The organism is Lysinibacillus sp. GW247-5R2A, from assembly GCF_059424475.1.
The window spans coordinates 238,165-259,406 of record NZ_JBWKZL010000007.1; the positions used below are offsets into that span (position 1 = coordinate 238,165).

Here is a 21,242-nt window from a genome sequence, read left to right on the forward strand (position 1 = left end):
TAGTTCTCTCGTCTCATTTATATGACTCCCTTATCAACTATCAACTTCAACCATTGTCCTCATAGCTTCCTGCCATGCTCAAAGTCGAAATTCTAGGTTGAACGAAATGAGTGAAGCAGTTCGACCTAAATCCGCCGTAGTGAAAATCAAAAAAAGACTAAAGACAAACTCAACTTTTTTGAGTGTGTCTTTAGTCTTTAGTATGTAACAAAGCTCTATTTACTAAAGCTTCGTACAAAATTCAATAGTGGTTTGTAGTTTTTACCAGCAAGTCCGATGATTTCTACAAATATTTCAATGGCTGTTAGGATGACGGCAACAAGTAAAATTGCTCCCCATACTTTTGCCATTGAGAAAATAATAGCTGCTAACCCAAACATCACAGCAATTCCGTAAATAAGAAGTACCGTTTGACGATGTGTGAAGCCCATATCCAGTAAACGATGGTGTAAGTGGGATTTATCTGGATCAGACCATTTCTTCTTCATACGGACACGACGAACAATTGCAAAGAACGTATCAGAAATCGGTACACCAAGAATAATAATTGGGATGATTAAAGAAACGAACGTAACATTTTTAAAACCAAGTAGCGCTAGTACAGAAATCATAAATCCAAGGAATAGTGCTCCTGTATCACCCATAAAGATTTTAGCTGGGTGGAAGTTATAAAATAAAAAGCCAAGTGAAGCTACAGCTAAAATGGCTGCTATCGCTAAAACAAACATATTACTCATAATAAATGCCATGACTGCTAATGTAATCAGCGCTATCGTGGAAACACCCGCCGCTAGACCATCTAAGCCATCAATTAAGTTTACTGCATTAGTTATCCCGACAATCCAAATAATTGTTAATGGAATACTTAGCAAACCAAAATCTAATGTTCCTAAAAACGGTAAGTTTACCATATCGATTTGAATGCCACCTACAAAAACAATAATGAGTGCAGCACCTAGCTGACCGACCATTTTTGCTTTAGCAGAAATCTCACGCATATCATCAACAACGCCTGTTGCAACTATAATACAAGCACCAATAATAATCGCTATTAAATAATCGCTATTGCCATTTTTAGTATGAATTAAATACGAATATAAAATCGTTACACCAATTATAAATGCAAGGAAAATAGCCAAACCACCAAGTCTTGGCATAATTCGAGCATGTACTTTTCGATAGTTTGGTGCATCCACTGCACCTATTCTAAACGCTAAACGTTTCACTAATGGAGTTAACAAAATGGATGCAACGAATGCTGCTATTAAAGACACGTAAATCATGTCTCTCCTCCTCAAAAAAATAATCTACATTGAAATCCAAATTGATTATAGCACGAACAAGCATTGAAATATACTTTTTCTAAACATTTTCCACGATTTCACAAATATTTTGTACATTTTAGCATTCATAGATTCCTATATAGTCAATTGTAGTCACCATAAGTAAAATTTGATAGAATAATGGTGTGTCTAGCATTTAGACAACATTAAAGGAGCGTATATTTCATGTTCTCAATTTTCAAAAGTAACAAAGAGCAAACGAGTGCTCGTCAATTAAAACGCTACTACAAAATAGTAGATCAAATTAATAATCTTGAAGAAAAGTATGTTGATAAGTCAGATGCTGAATTACGAGAAATGACTTTTATTTTCAAAAATCAATTAGAACAAGGTGAGCCTATTACATCGATCATCCCAGACGCATTTGCTGTTGTACGCGAAGCCTCAAAGCGTGTATTAGGAATGCGTCATTTTGATGTGCAGCTTATCGGTGGTCTAGTGTTAACAGAAGGTAATATTGCTGAAATGCCTACAGGTGAAGGTAAAACATTAGTTGCATCTCTTCCCTCTTATGTACGTGCATTAGAAGGTAAAGGCGTTCATGTCATTACTGTCAATGATTACCTAGCAAAACGTGACTTTGAGCTTGTTGGTCAAATCCATCGTTTCCTTGGCCTAACTGTTGGTTTAAATATTCCGATGATGGAAGCTGATGAGAAAAAAGAAGCCTATAATGCAGATATTACATATGGTGTTGGTACTGAATTTGGTTTCGACTATTTACGGGACAATATGTCCTATAGCTTAGCAGATAAAGTACAGCGTCCTTATCATTTCGCCATTATTGATGAAGTGGATAGTGTATTAATCGATGAAGCTAAAACACCACTAATTATCGCTGGTAAAATGCCTTCAAATGATGAATTACATCGCATCGCTGCTATGTTAGCTAAACGTTTCAAAAAAGATGAAGATTATGATTTCGATGATGAAACAAAGGCTACTTCCCTAACAGATAAAGGTATTGAAAAGATTGAGGCTGCTTTCGATGTTGAAAATCTGTATGATTTAGAACATCAAACACTCTTCCATTACGTCATTCAAGCGGTACGAGCTCATGTCATGTTTAAACGTGATGTAGATTACATTGTCAAAGATGACAAAATCGAGCTTGTCGATATGTTTACAGGTCGTATTTTAGAAGGTCGCTCACTTTCTGACGGTTTACATCAAGCAATTGAAGCCAAAGAAGGCGTCACGATTACGGATGAAAATAAATCACAAGCACAGATTACCATTCAGAACTATTTCCGTATGTATCCGAAGCTATCCGGGATGACGGGTACAGCGAAAACACAGGAAAAAGAAATTCGAGAAGTATATGGCATGGAAGTTATACAAATTCCAACGAATCGTCCACGTCAACGTGTCGATCAGCCTGATATTATTTTTAACACACAAGAGGCAAAATATAAGTATGTGGCAGCTGAAACTAAAAAGCGCCACGATAAAGGTCAGCCTATTTTAATTGGTACAACATCGATCTTACAGTCTGAAACAGTGGCGGACTACCTGAAAAAAGAAAAATTAACATTCCAATTACTGAATGCCAAAACCGTTGAGCAAGAGGTTGAGCTTATTTCGCAGGCAGGTCAAAAAGGTCGTATTACTGTAGCGACAAATATGGCTGGCCGTGGTACGGATATCGTGCTAGGCGACGATGTTCACGAACTTGGTGGTTTATATGTCATTGGTACCGAAAAGCATGAAAGTCGCCGTGTAGACAATCAGCTTCGTGGTCGGTCTGGGCGTCAAGGTGACATAGGCGAAAGCCGCTTCATACTCTCTATTGAAGATGATATGTTCCGACGCTATGCAAAAGAAGAAGTTGAAAAATTCTCTGCTAAAATGGTCGTTGATGAACAAGGGATTATTCAAAATAAAGAGGTTCAAGAGCTAATAGACCGTACACAGCGCATAGTCGAAGGATCTCAATATGGCATGCGTGAGTATAACCTAAAGTTAGACGATGTTATTAATGATCAACGTACTGTACTTTACGGGCTACGAGACAAAATTTTAGCTGGTGGAGACTTAATGGGCGAGCTGAAAAAAATGCTACATGAAACAATTGATTTCGCAGTGCTAGACGCTGCACCAGAGGATGTATCCACAATGGAATGGGATTATGATCGAATGGAGCATGCGCTTAACTCCCTATTTATCACACCGGTTACAATCGATCGCGAGGTCGGTAAAGTAAAACAAATTTTAGCTGATATTCAGCCTTCTGAACAAGAGCTACTCGATCATATGGAGAAATTTGCGGAAAATGAAAGAGTCATAGAAGTTCTGCCACAAATTATGCTTAGCTACATCGATAGTGGCTGGGTAAGACATTTAGAGGCAATGACGCATTTAAAAGAAGGGATCGGCTTACGTCATTATCAACAAGAAGACCCAATGCGAATTTACCAACGAGAAGGACTTGAGTTATTCGGTAAAAATTTCCAAGAACTACGTCGTTCTATTATAATAGAAATTACAGGCTTCATGAAAACAGTTGAGGCACAACAGGAGGAACAATAATGGGTTTATTTTCATTTTTTAAAAAATCGGACAAGGTTGGTCAAGAAAATACGATTGACTCTAAAGACCTGCTAGGAAATGCTACAGCAAAAAAAGGTGATAACCGTGATGTTGTAACAAAACTGTCCTTTCATCCAGAATGGGATGTGCCACAGGAGCAAAAATATATCTTTAACTTCCTTGCAAATGAGCTAGAACCATTGAAACCGAATCAATTATCACTATCTTCTATTAGTATTGAAGAGGCTCGTGCTGGAAAATGGCTCGTTCGTGCATTTTTCCGTTCTTCTTTACCACAAGCAATTGAGCTAGGTGAAATTGAACTTTTCATTTTAGATAAAGATGAAGAGCTTATAGCATCTAAAAAATTCGATTTTAAAGCATTAGGAACAATTCCAGCAGAAAGTGCTCGTCCATGGGTATTCGAATTCGAAAAATCTACCATTAAAGTAGACGAAGTTCCTGAGGATGGCTGGAAAATTGCCTTTAACCTTGTATCCCTTCGTGGTCACCAATTAGAGCTTGACCCATCATGGGAAAAGCAATTGCCAGCAGCTCAAAAAGAAGAGCTTGAGAAAATCGTTAAAACATTACCAGAGCTAGGTGAGACTGAGGTAAACTTTACAGGCTTACAGGCAAAACTAGCTGACAACGGTAATCTAAACGTATCCATCTTTATCCGTAATGGTCACAATAAAGCGATCAATCTAGAGCAATTACCTTTAGAAATTATTGATTCAACAGGTAAGCAAATTGCAAAGGGCTCTTTTAAAATGGATCCAATTTTAACTGTTCAACCGAACTCAACAAAGCCATGGACGTTTATCTTCCCGGCAGATCTTGTTGACGCAGAAGATGCTGATCTTTCTCGTTGGACAGCACGTGTAACACAATAACAAAAAGCCCCTCTCTAAAAAGAGGGGCTTTTCAATTATTCACTAAACAAGCGATTTCCGCCTTAGCAGAAATCGCTTGTTTTTTATTTCACACTATCAAACCGTTTATAGGCTACTAGTTTAGATGACCAGTATGGATACGTAACATCTGAGATTTCTACGCCATCAGTACCCGCATGGACAAATTTATTATCACCAAGATAAATTCCCATATGAGAAATGCCTTCTTTATACGTGTTCTCAAAGAATACTAGATCGCCAGGGACTGGATTTTGTACAGATGTTGTATGGCCATTAAAATACCCTTCACTACTTGCTCTGCCTATTTTTAAACCGCCCTGATTAAAGGCATAGAAAATAAAGCCACTGCAGTCAAGGCCTACCGGAGTATTTCCTCCATATAGATATGGTGTACCAACCAATGTATGGGCTACTTCAACTGTTTTCTTATAAATAACTTGTCCATTAGTTGTAGGATCATTTGATGTTACCTTTGATGGTGTACCCGCATCTGATGTCCCATTATTATGTATCGAATCGCCCTCGGGAATGACTGCGCCTGGAGACATTTTTAACACTTGTCCAATGTAAATTGTGTCTTTCTCAAGCTTATTCCAATTCATAATATCCTTAATTGTCACATTATATTGCTTAGCAATTTTCGATAATGTATCACCTTTCGCTACCGTATGAGAAGTAGTTGTTGGCTTTGAGGATGTTGATGGGACTGAAGGCTTTTTACTATCACTCGTTGCTTGCTTTTGAATATCAAGCTGTTGAGCTACATAAATCGTATCTTTCGAGAGATTATTCCATTTCATAATATCTGCAATCGTTACTTGATGATTTTGGGCGATTTTAGATAATGTATCGCCTTTTTGTACAGTATATGTTGCAGCCTCTGCAGTTTGTAGAGTTAAAAATGAAGTGGCTAAAGTGCTTAAAACAAGAATTCTCCATTTTTTTGTTTTTTGCATACCAAAGTGCCTCCGTTCGTGCTAGAATATTTCCTTGTGTGTCTATCATACTAGATAATTATAGTATGAAAAATCGGAAATACTGACTATTTTTCAAACATTTTATCAAACTTATAGAAAACGACGAAATCCGACTATATTACAATAATATATTCATTGCAAGATTTTGGTTCCTATGATAACATACACATCTGTATTTAAAATTTTTAGAAAGTTTTAGCTTTTCAATCTTAAAGGAGTTTTTATACTTATGAAAAACATCATGCATTTCATCAAAGGAAATTTAGCAGTAGGATTACTACTATTTGCCTTATTCTTGGGTGCTGGGAATATTATTTTTCCACCGTTATTAGGTCAGCAGGCAGGTGAAAATATCACAGTAGCTATGATTGGTTTCCTTATAACAGGTGTCGGTTTACCACTATTAGCTATCGTTGCTGTCGCCAAAGCAGGAGGCGATTTACAACTGCTCGCCAATCGTGTTAGTCCCACTTTTGGTATACTCTTTACCTCTATTGTATATCTAGCAATTGGACCATTCTTTGCTGTACCACGAACTGGATCAGTGTCCTATGAAATTGGCATTGCCCCTTTCCTTCCAGAAGTTATGAAGGACCATTGGGCACCGCTTTTCATTACATCTATTTTGTTTTTTACCTTAATTCTTTATTTATCCATTAACCCTTCGAAGCTTGTCGATCGAGTAGGAAAAATATTAACCCCTGCCCTGCTTCTTGTCATTTTATTGCTAGCAGTCAAAAGCTTTATTTCTCCAATGGGAGAGCCAGGAGAAGCAGCAGGAAACTATATTAGCTCCCCATTTGCTGAAGGATTTGTACAAGGTTACTTAACAATGGATGTTCTGAGCGCACTTGTTTTCGGTATCGTTATTTTACAAGCATTACGCGATATGGGAATGAAGGATAAAAAAAAGCAAGTGAATACAACTATATTTGCCGGTGTTGTTGCAGCCATTGGTCTATCTTTTGTTTATATCTCACTTGGCCATATCGGTAATACAAGTATTACTGCCATTGGTACTTCTGCTAATGGTGGAGATATTATTGCAAAATCAGCTGAAGTACTTTTTGGAAGTCTAGGAAGTATTATTTTGTCTGCGACTATTTTACTAGCTTGTATTTCAACAGCTGTTGGCTTACTAACTGCCAACGCACAATTTTTCCATAAGTTATTCCCAAAAATATCCTACAAAACATTCTTAATCGTATTTACTATTTTTAGTACAGCTATTACGAATGTGGGACTTTCAACAATTATTAATGCCTCTCTGCCTGTGTTGTTAATTATCTATCCAATAGCAATGGTATTGATGGTACTATCATTAGCGGATCATTTCTTTAAGGGTGGACAAATTGTTTATATTTTAGCGTTAATCCCTACTTTCCTTGTCAGCCTATATGATGGCTTAAAACAAATGAAAGTTGAAATCACTTCCTATGAAAATATTCTTCAAGCCTTGCCATTGTATGACCAAAACTTAGGATGGCTTGTACCTGCCATTGTCGGCGCATTCATCGGTTTTATTATTCACAAGCTTATGAATAACCAAGCCTCGGCCTAATGGACATGACATCTTCAACGAGAATCTGCTTGCTATACAAGGCTAGCAGATTCTTTTTCTATTATTAAATTCATCCACTATTTCTATCGTTCATGTATAATAAAAACTAGATACTCAACTGTAAAATGTATCCATCCACTATCTAGAAGGACTATGCATTCCTACTTTGAGTGCTAGAAAAGAGGTGTCCAATGAAAAAATTAATATGGTCGTTCGTATTTATACTAGGCTTCTTTCTCCTACCGTTAACGTCTACTCAGGCAGCTAGTCAGGATCAATCGTTAGTAAGAGAAATAAAGGAAATAATTCAGAATACGTATGTAGGGACGATCAACGGAAACTTAGAGAAGGCCACATCGATCGCAGAAATTATTGATATGCTAGATCCTTACTCCACCTATTTTACAAAGCAGGAATTCGAGGATTATATGAATAGCATCAATCTATCAACCATCGGCATAGGTGTTGTTATTGAAGAACACGAGGATGGTATTCATATTTTACAAGTAATTGAAGGCAGTGGAGCATTTGATGCAGGTTTACAGGCTGGAGATATTATCATTGCTGTAAATGGCGAATCTATTATTGGCCGTTCTACACAGGAAACCTCTTCTCTCTTAACGGGGCATGAAGGTAGTCAGGTAAAAGTGACACTTAAACATAAGAATGAAACAACGACTACGAAAACCATTACACGAAAAAAATTCACATTACCCAATGTACAATCTGAATTATTGTTTGGACATGTTGGCTATATTTCACTTGCTTCATTTTCAGAAGATGGTGCTCAGCTTGTCAAAAAAGCGCTGATTGACTTAAAAAAGCGCGGTGCCAAATCGTTTATCTTTGATTTACAAAATAATGGTGGCGGTTATGTTACAACAGCAGAAGAACTTACAGGGCTATTTCCATCAGCAAAAATTGCTTATCTATTAGAGGAAGCACATGCCTCTTATACAATACCAGCTGTTAAGCAAAATACTAAATTTCCAGTTAATACACGTATTTTAGTCAATCGTTATAGCGCTAGTGCCTCTGAAATGCTTTCTGCATCACTAAAAGATCAGAAGTCCGCTATTTTATACGGTGAAACAACTTACGGAAAAGGTGCTATGCAAGGGTTTTATATGCTCCATGATGGAAGCTACTTAAAATTAACTGTAGGCAAATTTACAGGACCCGCGCAGCAGACCATTCATGAAGTAGGTGTCAAGCCTACTATTCAAACAACATCAGCCCCTATTTTCCAGGCGCATTTTGATGCCATTAAGGAGCAATATCCTAAATATAAAAAGCTTTTAAATGGGAAAGCTGCTATTCAAACCGAAAAATTAACGGTGAAACTACCATCAACACTTATTTCACAAGTTGATAAGGGGCATATTCAGCTTATTGCTTTAGGAGCAGACGAGGTAGCAGCAACTACTAAAATCGAAGGGCAAACATTAATTCTTACCCCAACAAGTCCTTTATCACTCAATCAGGAATATATGCTACTCATTCATCCGAATAAGCAAAGCAAGGTACAAAAAGGCTATTATCAGCACATAAAGTTTGAAAATTAAGAAAAATCTTCTCATCGATCTACATTACGATTGATGAGAGGATTTTTGTATTATTTCTTCGGTTTTCCAAAAATATAATTGTACAATATCGTTCGCTAGTTCGGCAGGCAATCTTTTTTGCTCCAGTAAATTGGTTAATATCAATCTCTCCATCGATCCAACTAAAGAATCTATTAAAATTTTAATATCCACACGATAACGTTGTAAGTCCTTGTCACAATCATGAAGATAAATAAGATGAATCAATTGTTGCGTTAACTGAGATTTTACTAAAAAAGCCTGCTTAGATTCTATAAATCCAATTTTTGACAGCTTCGGATTTTCGATTATATAGAAAAATATATTTGACAGTTTTTGTTCTAAAATCGAAATAAATGCTTCTAATCCATTCGCCACACTATCAGAGGATTTACTATTCATCACTTCAAAAAAACCACTCTGAAATTGTACATTCAAATCATGATAAAGCGCATCCTTGCTTTTAAAGTATAAATAAAAAGTAGGCTGTGTTACATTAGCAGCCTTCACAATATCACTAATTTTTGTATGGTGATATCCTTTATCTGAAAATAGCTCTATCGCTTTTTCAAGTAAGAGTTGTTTGCTTCGTTCCCCATTCGAATTAAATTTTCTACCCCTTGCCATACTTTCCACCTTATCTTAGTTTATAGTCGCCCTAATCCCTTAGCATCATTAATAGACACACTATTCTTAATCAAAAGTAACTAAATTTTCATAACTAGTACATATTTTATTCATGATTATACTCCATTGTATTATAATACACCTTCTAAATATTTACTATAAATGATAGATTTATGATCACACTAAAAAAGTGTATATTTTATAACTAATTACCAAAATACCAGAAATGCCCACTCCATAAAGTTATTTCAATATATTTATAAAGGTTGCATTCCACTTGTTTCTTTTCTCTTTTAGATTGATTTAAACATACACTCCATCATCCGATAACTTGCTAAAATTATTTTAATAAACTCCTTCTAATAAAGTAGCACTTTTGTTTTAAGACAAAAATTTTAACATAAAACAAAACTACTAATTTGAAAAGTCCTTGTTTTTGAAAAAATATTTTTTATGACCATTTCAAAATTTGAAAAGTCAATTGTGCCAATAGTTTACCCCCTCAGTCTTCCGCACAAAAAATTTTTTTCTAAAAATCATACCATTTTACTTTTCGAAAAAAGTGTTATAATCGCCAAGAATTTAAAATTTTCAATTTTGGAGGCATATAAATGGTACTACGTGATTTTTTCATTTACTTATCAGAGAACAAAATATTAAATAGCGCTGCACAAAAATATGGTCTAAAGATGGGTGCTCAAAGTGTTGTGGCAGGCACTAGCTTACCAGAAGTTGTGCAATCTATTAGAGAATTAAACAAAGCTAATATTTCTTGTACAGTCGACAATCTTGGAGAGTTCGTTTATGAGAAATCAGAGGCGACTGCTGCAAAAAATAATATTTTAGCTGTTGTTCAAGCTATTCACGATGAGCAACTAGATGCTCATATTTCACTTAAACCTTCCCAATTAGGTTTAGACATTGATTACGCATTTTGCTATGAAAACTTAAAAGAGATCGTAGAGCTTGCACATCAATACAATATTTTCGTGAACTTCGATATGGAAAATTACGAGCGTTTACACAGCTCTTTTGAATTACTAGAGGAATTACACAAAGAATTTGATAATGTGGGGACAGTTATTCAAGCTTACTTCTTCGAGTCAGAAGAAAATATTGAAAAGTACAAAAACTTCCGTTTGCGTATTGTAAAAGGTGCCTACAAAGAACCAGAAAGTGTAGCCTACCAATCAAAAGGTGATATCGACCGTAACTATTTGAAGCTCATTGAACATCATTTACTACATGGTAAATTTACTTCTATCGCTACGCATGACCACAATGTGATTAATCATGTGAAGCAATTCGTTAAACAACATAACGTTCCAAACGAAAAATTTGAATTCCAAATGCTATATGGTTTCCGTAAAGAAATGCAGTTAGATCTTGCACGTGAAGGCTATAATTTCTGCACATACCTACCATTTGGTAACGACTGGTACGGTTACTTTATGCGCCGTTTAGCAGAACGCCCACAAAACGTAGCACTTGTGACAAAGCAAGTGTTTAATAAAAAAACAAATCTAGCAATTGGCTTAGGCGCAGCAGCATTCGCCCTTGGTCGCCTTTCAAAAAAAGGAAAATAATAGTTGAGGCTAGTGACTACCCAGCAATTTGATAATGCTATCCGTCACTTTCGGAGTTCTATCCGTCAGTTCGACTTTGCTATCCGTCACTCTACCCAAGCTATCCAAAAAAGCGAAAACATTGTTAATCAATGTTTTCGCTTTTTTTATTGAGCCTATAGTTTTTTACGCGATATTGTAAACTTTGTCGACGTATTCCTAAAGCAGCTGCGGTTTTGGAAATATTACCTTGGTGAAAGTCTAAAGCCTTTGAAATATAATATTCCTCCACCTCTTTCATGTAGACATCTAATGGTCGAATATCTTGTTGATTTTTAATGACAAACAAATCACTTGTTGATACTTCATTTTCTGCTTCCTCACAGGTGCTTTGGATTTTCCATTTAAAATGAACGGGTAGCATATGGGATTCAACGATAGTTTCGTTGGTAATTAGCGAGGTGATCTCATCCAGCAGTACTTCTAATTCCTTTAAATTTCCTGGCCAATCATATTTCAAAAACGTCTCTTGCACTTCTTCCGAAAGACCTTGGATTGTTGAGCCAAAGCTCTCCCGATGTCTTTTGAAGTAATCATCAATAAATGGCATCATATCTTCTTTTCTTTCACGTAAAGGTGGTACATAAATCGTGATTCCAGAAAATAAGCGGTAAAGTTTTTTAGACAGCTCCTGCTTTTGAATTAAATCTATAGGGTCTTTGCCAACACTAGCAATTAAAACATGTTGATGATTTGGATGATTGTTGAAAAGCTCGACAATCTTTTCTTGGGCTTCGAGTGATAAATATTCGATGCGTTCAGCAAAAAAAGTAATTCTCTCTTTTTCAACAATGTATTTTTCAAATTGATTCAACACTGTTTGCTCATCTCGGCGGCAAATTAGAGCGATAAACATATCATTTTGCACCTTTAGATCATGATGAATACCCTCAGCAACCATATCGATACCGGTGCCTGATTCCCCAATTAACACAACAGGCATTCTGCTCAATGCAACAATTTTTGCCTTTTCGATGACATCCTTCATGACTGCGGAAACAGCCGTAATAATATCAAATGTTAGCGGTGCACCATATCTCCTTAATGGCTGATACATCATATATTCAAGCTGCGTAATATCTCGCGCGAATTCCACAGCCCCTATTAACACACCCTCATAGTGCAACGGATAAATATTGCTTATGTAGGTCACTTCTTGATTTTTTTTATTCCAATACGTTTTTTTGACGTGTAGAACTGGCGTTTCAGAACTTAGGACTTTAAAGATATCGCTCTTTTCGATTTCGAAATCAATGATTTCTATCGCTCGCCTCTCCTCATATTCGTCCTCATTTACGCCCTCCAGTTCTCGCATTTTTTTATTGTATATGAGCAACTTGCCTTCAGTATCGACAACGCAAATTCCCATATCACCTTTTTCAATGACGTATTTATAAATACTTAGTAGTACATTATTATCCATCTTGTCCTCCTGTATTCCATTAAGCTTATTCTAACACCAATACGAAAAACAGATGCAAAAATTAAAAAAGTTTTAAAATTTGAGTTGATTAATGCCAAATTATATTGCATTATATAATTAACAAAATCTTTAAAGGTGCATAATCATTTGGCACCCTTTATCCAGGGGAGGAAACAGATATGATTCCATACAAACACGAACCATTCACAGATTTTTCACAAGAGGCAAACTACAATGCTTATGTAGAAGCTATAAAAAAAGTTGAAGGTTATTTAGGTCAAGACTACCCACTTATTATCGGTGGTGAGCGTATTACAACTGAAGATAAAATCGTTTCGTATAACCCTGCAAAGAAAACAGAAGTTATTGGCCGTGTGTCAAAAGCGAGCAAAGATTTAGCTGAAAAAGCGATGCAAGCAGCAGATGAAACATTCAAAACTTGGAAAAAAGTTGATCCAGCTATTCGTGCTGATGTTCTTTTCAAAGCAGCCGCTATTATTCGTCGTCGTAAACACGAATTCTCAGCATTATTAACAAAAGAAGCAGGGAAACCATGGGCTGAGGCTGATGCAGACACAGCAGAAGCAATCGACTTCTTAGAATACTATGGTCGCCAAATGCTACGTATTAAAAACGGTCAACCAGTAGAAAGCCGTCCAGGTGAATACAACCGTTATGACTATATTCCACTAGGAATTGGTATCGTCATCTCACCTTGGAACTTCCCATTTGCAATCATGGCTGGTACAACAGTAGCTGCTTTAGTAACAGGTAACACAGTATTACTAAAACCAGCTTCTACAACACCAGTAGTGGCGTATAAATTTATCGAAGTATTAGAAGAAGCAGGTCTTCCAGCAGGAGCTGTTAACTTTGTACCAGGTTCTGGTGCTGAAGTGGGCGACTATTTAGTTGATCACCCAAAAACTCGTTTCATCAGCTTCACAGGTTCACGTGATGTTGGCTTACGTATTAACCAACGTGCATCTGTCCTAAATGATGGTCAAATTTGGATCAAACGCGTAATCGCTGAAATGGGCGGTAAAGATACAATCGTTGTCGATAAAGAAGCAGATCTTGAATTAGCTGCACAATCGATTGTGAAATCAGCATTTGGTTTCTCTGGTCAAAAATGTTCAGCATGTTCTCGTGCTGTCATCGTAGAAGATGTGTATGACCAAGTGGTGAACCGTGTAGAAGAGTTAACAAACTCTTTAACAGTTGGAGACCCAACAGATTTCAGCAACTTCATGGCAACGGTTATTGACCAAGCAGCATTCAATAAAATTACGGAATACATCGAAATCGGTAAAGGCGAAGGTCGTTTAGTAGCTGGTGGCACAGCGGACGATTCAGTAGGTTACTTCGTACAACCAACCGTATTCGCTGACGTAGAGCCTTCTGCACGTATTATGAAAGAAGAAATCTTCGGACCAGTAGTAGCGATCGCAAAAGCAAAAGATTTCGATCAAGCGATTGAAATTGCTAACGATACAGAATACGGCTTAACAGGTGCTGTCATTACGACAAACCGCGTAAACCTAGAAAAAGCACGTGAAGAATTCCACGTTGGAAACCTTTACTTCAACCGTGGCTGTACAGGTGCGATTGTTGGCTACCAACCATTCGGTGGTTTCAACATGTCAGGTACAGACTCAAAAGCTGGTGGCCCAGACTACCTACAACTTCACATGCAAGCAAAAACAACTTCAGAAATGCTATAATATTCCCCATCATAAATGCCGTACATAGTTTCTTATGTACGGCATTTTTTTATCGTTTATCTCAAACGTATATATAATAGAAGAAACTCATATGAATATTGATTCACTTCCCTCATAGATTCCTCTTTTACTTTCTCTACATGCGTCAAAAGGATACTTTTCTCCTATAATACTCTAGTATATTTTATGGTATTTCTAACATTTGACCCTTAACTTGATTGTGGAACTTTGTTAAAATGATATCAGTTTAGGAGGGTAAAACTATGAAAAAACTATCAATTTTTATGTTACTGATGATGCTTATTAGCATAATCATTTCGCAACCCCAAAAGGCCTATGCTGATGAGCTATCAGGACATATGCATGAAAGTGGTCTGCGTTATTTGATTTCCAAAGGAGCCTTGCTGAAAGATGCTACTGGCAGCTATCGTCCGAATGATACTGTTACACGCGGTGAATTCGCCACATACATAGCAAAGGCTTTAAACTTAGAGACGAAGGATAATAGTACATTTACAGATGTCTCTGACACATATTTATTTGCCAATGAAATCAAGCTTGCTGCTACTGCTGGCATAATTACCGGCTACACAGATGGCACATTTAAGCCAGATGCACGTATTTCAAGAGAGCATATGGCCGTTATGTTAATTAGAGCGGTTGATTATTTAAAAATTCCAAAAGGTACTTCCTCTATTACATTTACAGACAATGCTACCATTTTCAAAGATTTCCGTCAGGACATTGCCATAGGTGCTCAATTAGGGCTTATTAAAGGAAGCTCTAACGGCATGTTTTTACCTAGAGACAATGCTACAATTGCTGAAGCATCAACATTTATACTTCGCTTAATTCTCCTTGCTGACACTGTTGAAAATAATAATGGGAATACTGATAACAACAACGGTAATAATGGTAATTCCAATAATAATGGGAACTCTGAAAACGACAATAATTCAGGTAATAATAATGCCAATGCATTTATTGTTAAAGAAATCTCAAATGGTAATCTTGTAGACAAGCAATCTTATGCTAGTTTTGAAGCTGCTGAAAAAGCGATGACAAACAGTTCTTTAGTGGTTACTCAAAATAATAAGATTATAAAAATGTCTTCCGGTATTATTGTCACAAATAATTATGTCGCGTTAAATTCCGAAACGATAAAGGATCAAATTGCCGTTGCTGCTAATACAGAAATGGAGTATCTCGGTAGTGATGCCACTCAAGTAAGGGTACGCTTAGCTGGACAAGTTGGTTCTTTAAAACAAGCAGACGTTACTTTAATCCCTTCTGCTTTAGTAAAGGGACGCGCTTATTATACAAATGAAAATGGTGAAATTAAACATACCTTATATGATTATAAAGCCAATAAGTACTCATCTAGTTACGTCTACGGCAAGGCTCCTAGCTTTATGAAGCAAGGTGAGAAATACTTTAGCTGGGATGGTATTAATTTTACGAATGGTAATGGCTCTGCAAAGGGAGAAGGCTATAATTACTATCAATTCTTACCTGCTCGTGCTACGACACAATATACAGCTGAGGAAATTGATCAATATATTATGCAAAAACTAGCTGAAGTGGAGAGCTCAGGTGCTTCTATTTACAAAGACGCTACGACAAAAAGTAAACTCATTGGTTTAGGTACCGTGTTAAAAGATGTCGAAGCGAATGCCCATATTAACGCCATGCTTATTTTAGCACTGGCACAGCATGAGAGTGCCTACGGGATGAGTGATCATGCTCAAAATTTGAATAACCTATTTGGTTTATATGTATATGATACAAATCCTTTAAACAAAAAATTTGATAGTGTGGGCGCAAACATTAATGAGCTTGTTGAAAAGTTCTTACAGCCTAATTACATTACGCCTGGAGGACGTTATACAAATGGTGCAGTCGTTGGCTCTAAAGCAATTGGGTTTAACGTAAAATACGCCTCTGACCCTTTCTGGGGTGCCAAAATTGCTGGACACTACTATCGTGCCGAAAAAGCATTAGGCTATAAAGATGCTAGTAACCCGTATAAAATTGCACTAACAACAACAGCTGGTCTAAATGTTCGTGCTGATGCATCCACACAACAAAGTCCACTATTCACCTTTAATAAAAGTAATATGCCTGTTATCATCACAGATACAGGTGCTAATGGTTGGTATCAAGTAATTTCAGATAGATCGCACTCAGAAGCTGCTTATATTAGTAAGGATTATATTAAATTCATCCCTACTGTCAAGTAAAACTAAAAGGCTACCTCTCTCATAATGGAGGTAGCCTTGTTTGTTTTTTTCGGAAACTGGGTACTTATAAGTAAAGAGAAAAAACGACCCCAAAGCTAGTATAACTTTGGCATCGTCTCTTCCACTTTTATTGTTTTTTGTAGTATTGCAAAATACCATTATAAATAGATTCTGCAAATAGATTCACGTATTGATCATTTGTCATTTTATTGTGATCCTCAGTATTTGTTAAGAAACCAAGCTCCACTAGAATAGATGGAATGACCATATTGCGAATTACGTAGTACTGTTCTTGTTTAACACCACGATTTTTCATATTTAAATTGTTAACAATTTGGTTATTTACAAATGTGGCTAAATCTATGTCTTCCTGATACATATCTCCTGTAGATATAGCATAATATGTTTCAGTACCTTGTGCTGACGAATTGGCAGCAGAATTGACATGGACACTAACAAAAATCTCACCGTAGTTTGCTTGTGTGAAATCTACTCGATCTTGTAATGATGGGTACGTATCACCAGTACGTGTCATATACACTTTGGCACCAGCATTCTCTAGTAATTGCTTTACTTGCGTGCTGACCTTTAATGTAATGCTCTTTTCGGAAACAGAACCTTTTACTGTCCCTGGATCTTTACCACCGTGACCTGGATCAAGGATGATAACGCGATTTTGTAAAGGCTTAGCTGACTGATTTAATAGTTTTAAATAAGATTTATGAACATAACCTGTTTGTCCTTTGTAAGTGATTTCTGCCCAGTAACCGCTGATGCTATTAACTTGGACATACTCTCCTTTATTCAGCTTGAAAAGTACTGCTGACGTTGAATTACTTTGACTGCGCACATTTAGGTTAGCAACCGTAACTCTTCCAAGTACATCTCCTGAAGTAACAGGTGGTGTTCCTGGATCTGGATTAGGATTTGGCTTCTCTTCTTCAACCGTATCCGTTGTACTATTAGCTACCACATAACCTGGTAAACCATTCACTTGAGTTAAATAGTAGCCGCCTACTGTTTTATATACTGGTAATTTAACATTTGCTTTAATCGTTGAAATTACTTTTGCTGAAGAAGTTGGCTTCACATATAAGTTAACAGCATTTTTTGTCGTTACTTCTTTTTCGACTGCACCTAACGCATTGCCATCTGCATCTAAAAATTCAGCATATTGTTTAAAAATATAAGCATAAGCACCTTTATAAGATACTTTTAACCAATTACCTTCAACTGCATATACTGATAATTTACCGCCTGTATTGACTTTACCTACAATGTTCGTAGTTGAAGCGCTATCCGTTGATTTACGAATATTTAAACCATCTGTAGTAACTTTTACTAAGCCAATAACCTGAGATGTATCAGGTACCGTTACACCTTTTACAGGCAATTCTAAACGGTATTTCTCACTTTTTGCACGTGCCACAAATAATGAGAATTGTGAACGTGTCACCGTGCTGTTTGGTAAATACGTTTTACCTGTTCCGTTAGTAATACCATTATAATAGATTGTATTGATGTACTTCACATATTCGTGTGTGATTCCTACATCTGTAAATGGTGAATCGATTCCCTCATACTCACTTGTATCTAAATTAAATGCCTTTGTTAAGACATAACTCATTTCTCCACGAGTTAGAGCTTTGTTTGGTAGAAATTCACCTTTTATATTTTTGTCGAAGAAACCTAATTGTACAGCACGTTCTATATAACCTGACATTTCAGTGCCTACTGTAACATCTGAAAAGCTAGATTTATTTACGATTAATGGTTTATTTCCGGAGGCAACGACAACCATTTTGGCTGCTTGTCCTCTCGTTACATTGTTATTTGGGCCAAAAACTCTTTTACCATTCACAAAATAGCCTTGGATCACACCCAAACTTACTAAATAATTAATTTCTTCATAGGCTGGGTGATTTTTAGTGACATCTTCAAATGTAATATTTGAGTTGGTAGCTGCACTGACACTTGCACTATGTATCGTAAACATAGAAGCCGAAATGAATAAGACGCACAAGATAAGACTAATTTTTTTGATGTTCAATGTCTTATTTCCTCCCTTCTTGTTCTCTTAACGTGTCCATTTTAACAAAATTAGCTAAATAATGCATCATACAATAGAACTGTTAAATTATATTTTCCATATCACTTCCTCTGCTATGTAGTTATCATAAAAATAGAAGAGTCTGCGATTGCAAACCCTTCTTCCATTATACGCTATTCAAAAGATCGATTCTTGCAATCTATGACAAAATTAACATGTAAAATTCAAGAAATTTATTGTTGAATTCTATCAATGAAAACTTTAAGTTGTTTAATTTTTAGTAATTCATCAGTGCCAAAGCTTCCATCTCCATCGCCATTTGTAACACCATTAGAAGCAAGGATAGAAACATAATTACTAGCCCAGTTATTTTGAGGAACATCATTGAATGCTACTGTTTCTCCTTGGTTTTCAAGACCGAAAGCTAGTACTAAAACTTTAGCGATTTGTGCACGTGTAATTGGTGACGACGGGTTGAACTTACCGTTCGCATCACCTTCAAAGATCCCCAATTTTTCAACAGCGGCAATAGCACCTGCATTTGCGTTTGTTGGTTTCACATCTACAAAATTAGTAGTTGTATTAGAAGTATCTAAGTTTAAAGCTTTTGCAATTTGTACAGCAACTTCTGCACGAGAAGCATATACTGAAAAGTCAATTGCAGCTTTTTTAACTTCAGCTTGTTGTTGCGTATCAAATGTTGCCACACGTTTAGCCCCTACATAACGAGAAGCCCAATAATATGGATCATTAACACTTGAGTAGCTAACGCCTTGACCTGTTTGAGAGTGGATCATATTACCATTACCTATGTATATACCCACATGTGAAATGCCACTACCACTTGTATTGAAAAATACTAAATCGCCAACTTGTAGATCACTCTTTGCTACTGCATTACCTTGTTGGTATTGAGAGCCTGATGTACGATTTAATTGAATGCCTAAGTCTGAAAATACTTTAGAAGTGAATCCAGAGCAATCAAAACCACTTGTTGTTGTACCACCGTATTTATATGGAATACCTAAATATTTAGAAGCTGTGTCAGTGACTTCTTCTTTTGTCGCTGCTTCAGCAGTATTTATATGAGTTGTTGAAAATAACATGAAAGATGCAAAAATCGGTAATAACCATTTCTTATTCATACTTTTGTTATACCCCTCTCAAAACTTTTTTGCCTATAAATAGACTATCATAAAAGAAGCTCTTGTTATTTTTCATTTGTGTAACGGTTTTAGACAGCAAAAAAACGCTGCAATACCAACGTTTGGTGGTATTTCCAGCGTTAAAAGAGGAATTTTTTTATCATTTTTTGAAGCTTTCGTAACATTACTGTAATATTAGAGCACCTTTGTTACACAACAACTTATTGACTAGAAAACATTTGAACCCAATAGTAATTTTCTTTGCTATCCTGCGCTACTGCAACACCTGTATTCGTATAATGTTCTTTCAAAATGTTATCGCGATGACTAGGTGAAGCCATCCACGCCTTTACAGCAATCTCGGGCGTTTGAATATTTCTAGCGATATTTTCTCCAAAGCTCGTATAATCATAATCAAATAAAGTCGCTAAATCCCATGGGGCACCATAAAACGGCGAAACGTGTTCAAAATAATGGCGGTTCACCATATCCTGCGCTTTAATAATTGCGATTTGCGTCAATTTTGGATCATGCACAACAGGTTCTAGCTTTTTCTTTTGTCTTTCAACATTAATTAACTCAATAACCCTTTTCGACCATTCAGTAGAAAGGTTGACTGTTGGAATATAATCCTTCGCCAAATAATCATAAGCCACTTCTAATTTATTTATTTTTTGCTGAAAATTAATACTTCGTTCAACGAACACAGCAAATTGGGCGCGTGTCACTAACTGATCAGGTGCAAAGTGTTTAGTGTCTACCCCACTGATAATGCCGATATCAGCAAGCGATTCAATATAATTATGTGCCCAATGCGTCTGAGGAATATCTGCGAATTGGGTATTATTTTTGTTATCAACCTTAAATTGATACGCTAATGCTAGCATTTTTGCCACCTGCATTCGCTTTAAAGGCTCCTCAGGATGAAAGGCTTCCCCTTTTTGGATAACCCCCAGTTTAACAAGCTGACAAATCTCTTTGTAATAGGGATGACTAGCAGGGACATCCTTAAATTTTGTCGTATTTGCTATGTCTACATTGGTCTGAATAGATCGAGCAATGGCAGCAGCAGCCTCTGCCCTTGTAATTGCCTGCTCCGGTTTAAACTTGTTATCGCTATATGTAGTCATATATTGCTTTGTTAGCATATGTTGTATCGAAGCGTTTGCCCAATATGAATTCGAAATATCCACAGCTTTGGCAGATGCCGCTTCTACCTGACTTAAACTTGTTAAACTTCCTACGGTTGCAGCTATTGAAAGGACAATGATACTCAGAATTTTTTTCAACAGGGCTACCTCCTCAATATGTCAAATATGTAGCAAACGGCGCTTTTTCATTACTGAAGTGGAGGAACGAAAATTCACCATACATACTATATGATACGAAATTCAAATAAGATAGTTTCACTTTTTTTGGAAAATAATAAATTGATTTCATCATTAATCATTATAAAAGGAGTTTTCCCTTATTAATCGTTGGGAAAACTCCTTTTTTC

At 36.5% G+C, this 21,242-nt stretch carries 14 protein-coding genes; 7 read left to right on the forward strand and 7 right to left on the reverse strand.

The annotated features are described in order from the left end of the window. Positions 1-215: 215 nt before the first annotated feature. Complete coding sequence (locus AC07YC_RS12885) at positions 216-1,283, reverse strand: glycosyltransferase family 4 protein (protein WP_008178880.1); 1,068 nt, start codon at positions 1,281-1,283, stop codon at positions 216-218. A 225-nt stretch (positions 1,284-1,508) separates the two neighbouring features. On the opposite strand from AC07YC_RS12885, the gene secA2 reads away from it, so the two are divergent. After that, a complete protein-coding gene (secA2, locus tag AC07YC_RS12890) occupies positions 1,509-3,872 on the forward strand; it encodes an accessory Sec system translocase SecA2 (RefSeq protein WP_336636178.1) in 2,364 nt (787 codons plus the stop codon). After that, positions 3,872-4,768: an accessory Sec system S-layer assembly protein gene (locus tag AC07YC_RS12895; protein WP_208704735.1), complete on the forward strand. Its 897-nt coding sequence runs from the start codon at positions 3,872-3,874 to the stop codon at positions 4,766-4,768. Before secA2 ends, AC07YC_RS12895 begins: the two co-directional genes overlap by 1 nt. A gap of 83 nt (positions 4,769-4,851) precedes the next feature. On the opposite strand, the gene AC07YC_RS12900 is transcribed toward AC07YC_RS12895, so the two are convergent. After that, complete coding sequence (locus AC07YC_RS12900) at positions 4,852-5,745, reverse strand: C40 family peptidase (RefSeq protein ID WP_494919570.1); 894 nt, start codon at positions 5,743-5,745, stop codon at positions 4,852-4,854. A gap of 250 nt (positions 5,746-5,995) precedes the next feature. Here AC07YC_RS12900 and brnQ point away from each other — a divergent pair, with 250 nt between their 5' ends. After that, on the forward strand, positions 5,996-7,327 hold the full coding sequence (gene brnQ, locus AC07YC_RS12905; protein WP_494919571.1) for a branched-chain amino acid transport system II carrier protein: 1,332 nt from the start codon (positions 5,996-5,998) through the stop codon (positions 7,325-7,327). A gap of 191 nt (positions 7,328-7,518) precedes the next feature. Continuing rightward, positions 7,519-8,892, forward strand: coding sequence for a S41 family peptidase (locus AC07YC_RS12910; protein WP_494919572.1), 1,374 nt, complete (start codon positions 7,519-7,521; stop codon positions 8,890-8,892). A 24-nt stretch (positions 8,893-8,916) separates the two neighbouring features. Here AC07YC_RS12910 and AC07YC_RS12915 read toward each other — a convergent pair whose 3' ends face one another. Further along, positions 8,917-9,537: a TetR/AcrR family transcriptional regulator gene (locus AC07YC_RS12915; protein WP_494919573.1), complete on the reverse strand. Its 621-nt coding sequence runs from the start codon at positions 9,535-9,537 to the stop codon at positions 8,917-8,919. A gap of 611 nt (positions 9,538-10,148) precedes the next feature. Here AC07YC_RS12915 and AC07YC_RS12920 point away from each other — a divergent pair. Then, on the forward strand, positions 10,149-11,123 hold the full coding sequence (locus AC07YC_RS12920) for a proline dehydrogenase family protein (protein WP_036123135.1): 975 nt from the start codon (positions 10,149-10,151) through the stop codon (positions 11,121-11,123). Between the two features lie 124 nt (positions 11,124-11,247). Here the strand turns inward: AC07YC_RS12920 and AC07YC_RS12925 are convergent, their stop codons facing one another. Next, positions 11,248-12,585: an AAA-type ATPase lid domain-containing protein gene (locus AC07YC_RS12925; RefSeq protein WP_036123133.1), complete on the reverse strand. Its 1,338-nt coding sequence runs from the start codon at positions 12,583-12,585 to the stop codon at positions 11,248-11,250. 179 nt (positions 12,586-12,764) lie between these two features. Here AC07YC_RS12925 and pruA point away from each other — a divergent pair, with 179 nt between their 5' ends. Both pruA and AC07YC_RS12935 read left to right on the forward strand, forming a co-directional pair. After that, positions 12,765-14,309 (forward strand): L-glutamate gamma-semialdehyde dehydrogenase, encoded by a 1,545-nt coding sequence (gene pruA / locus AC07YC_RS12930; RefSeq protein ID WP_494919574.1) that lies wholly within the window; start codon positions 12,765-12,767, stop codon positions 14,307-14,309. Positions 14,310-14,572: 263 nt separating this feature from the next. Then, on the forward strand, positions 14,573-16,549 hold the full coding sequence (locus AC07YC_RS12935) for an S-layer homology domain-containing protein (RefSeq protein ID WP_494919576.1): 1,977 nt from the start codon (positions 14,573-14,575) through the stop codon (positions 16,547-16,549). A 127-nt stretch (positions 16,550-16,676) separates the two neighbouring features. Here the strand turns inward: AC07YC_RS12935 and AC07YC_RS12940 are convergent, their stop codons facing one another. From AC07YC_RS12940 to AC07YC_RS12950, 3 genes are all read right to left on the reverse strand, one after another. Beyond that, positions 16,677-18,599 (reverse strand): N-acetylmuramoyl-L-alanine amidase, encoded by a 1,923-nt coding sequence (locus AC07YC_RS12940; RefSeq protein ID WP_494919577.1) that lies wholly within the window; start codon positions 18,597-18,599, stop codon positions 16,677-16,679. A 233-nt stretch (positions 18,600-18,832) separates the two neighbouring features. Further along, positions 18,833-19,744: a C40 family peptidase gene (locus tag AC07YC_RS12945; protein WP_336637004.1), complete on the reverse strand. Its 912-nt coding sequence runs from the start codon at positions 19,742-19,744 to the stop codon at positions 18,833-18,835. Between the two features lie 221 nt (positions 19,745-19,965). Next, the gene (locus AC07YC_RS12950) at positions 19,966-21,033 is read right to left on the reverse strand and encodes a CAP and S-layer homology domain-containing protein (protein ID WP_336637003.1); all 1,068 of its coding nucleotides are present in this window, start codon (positions 21,031-21,033) and stop codon (positions 19,966-19,968) included. Positions 21,034-21,242: the final 209 nt, after the last annotated feature.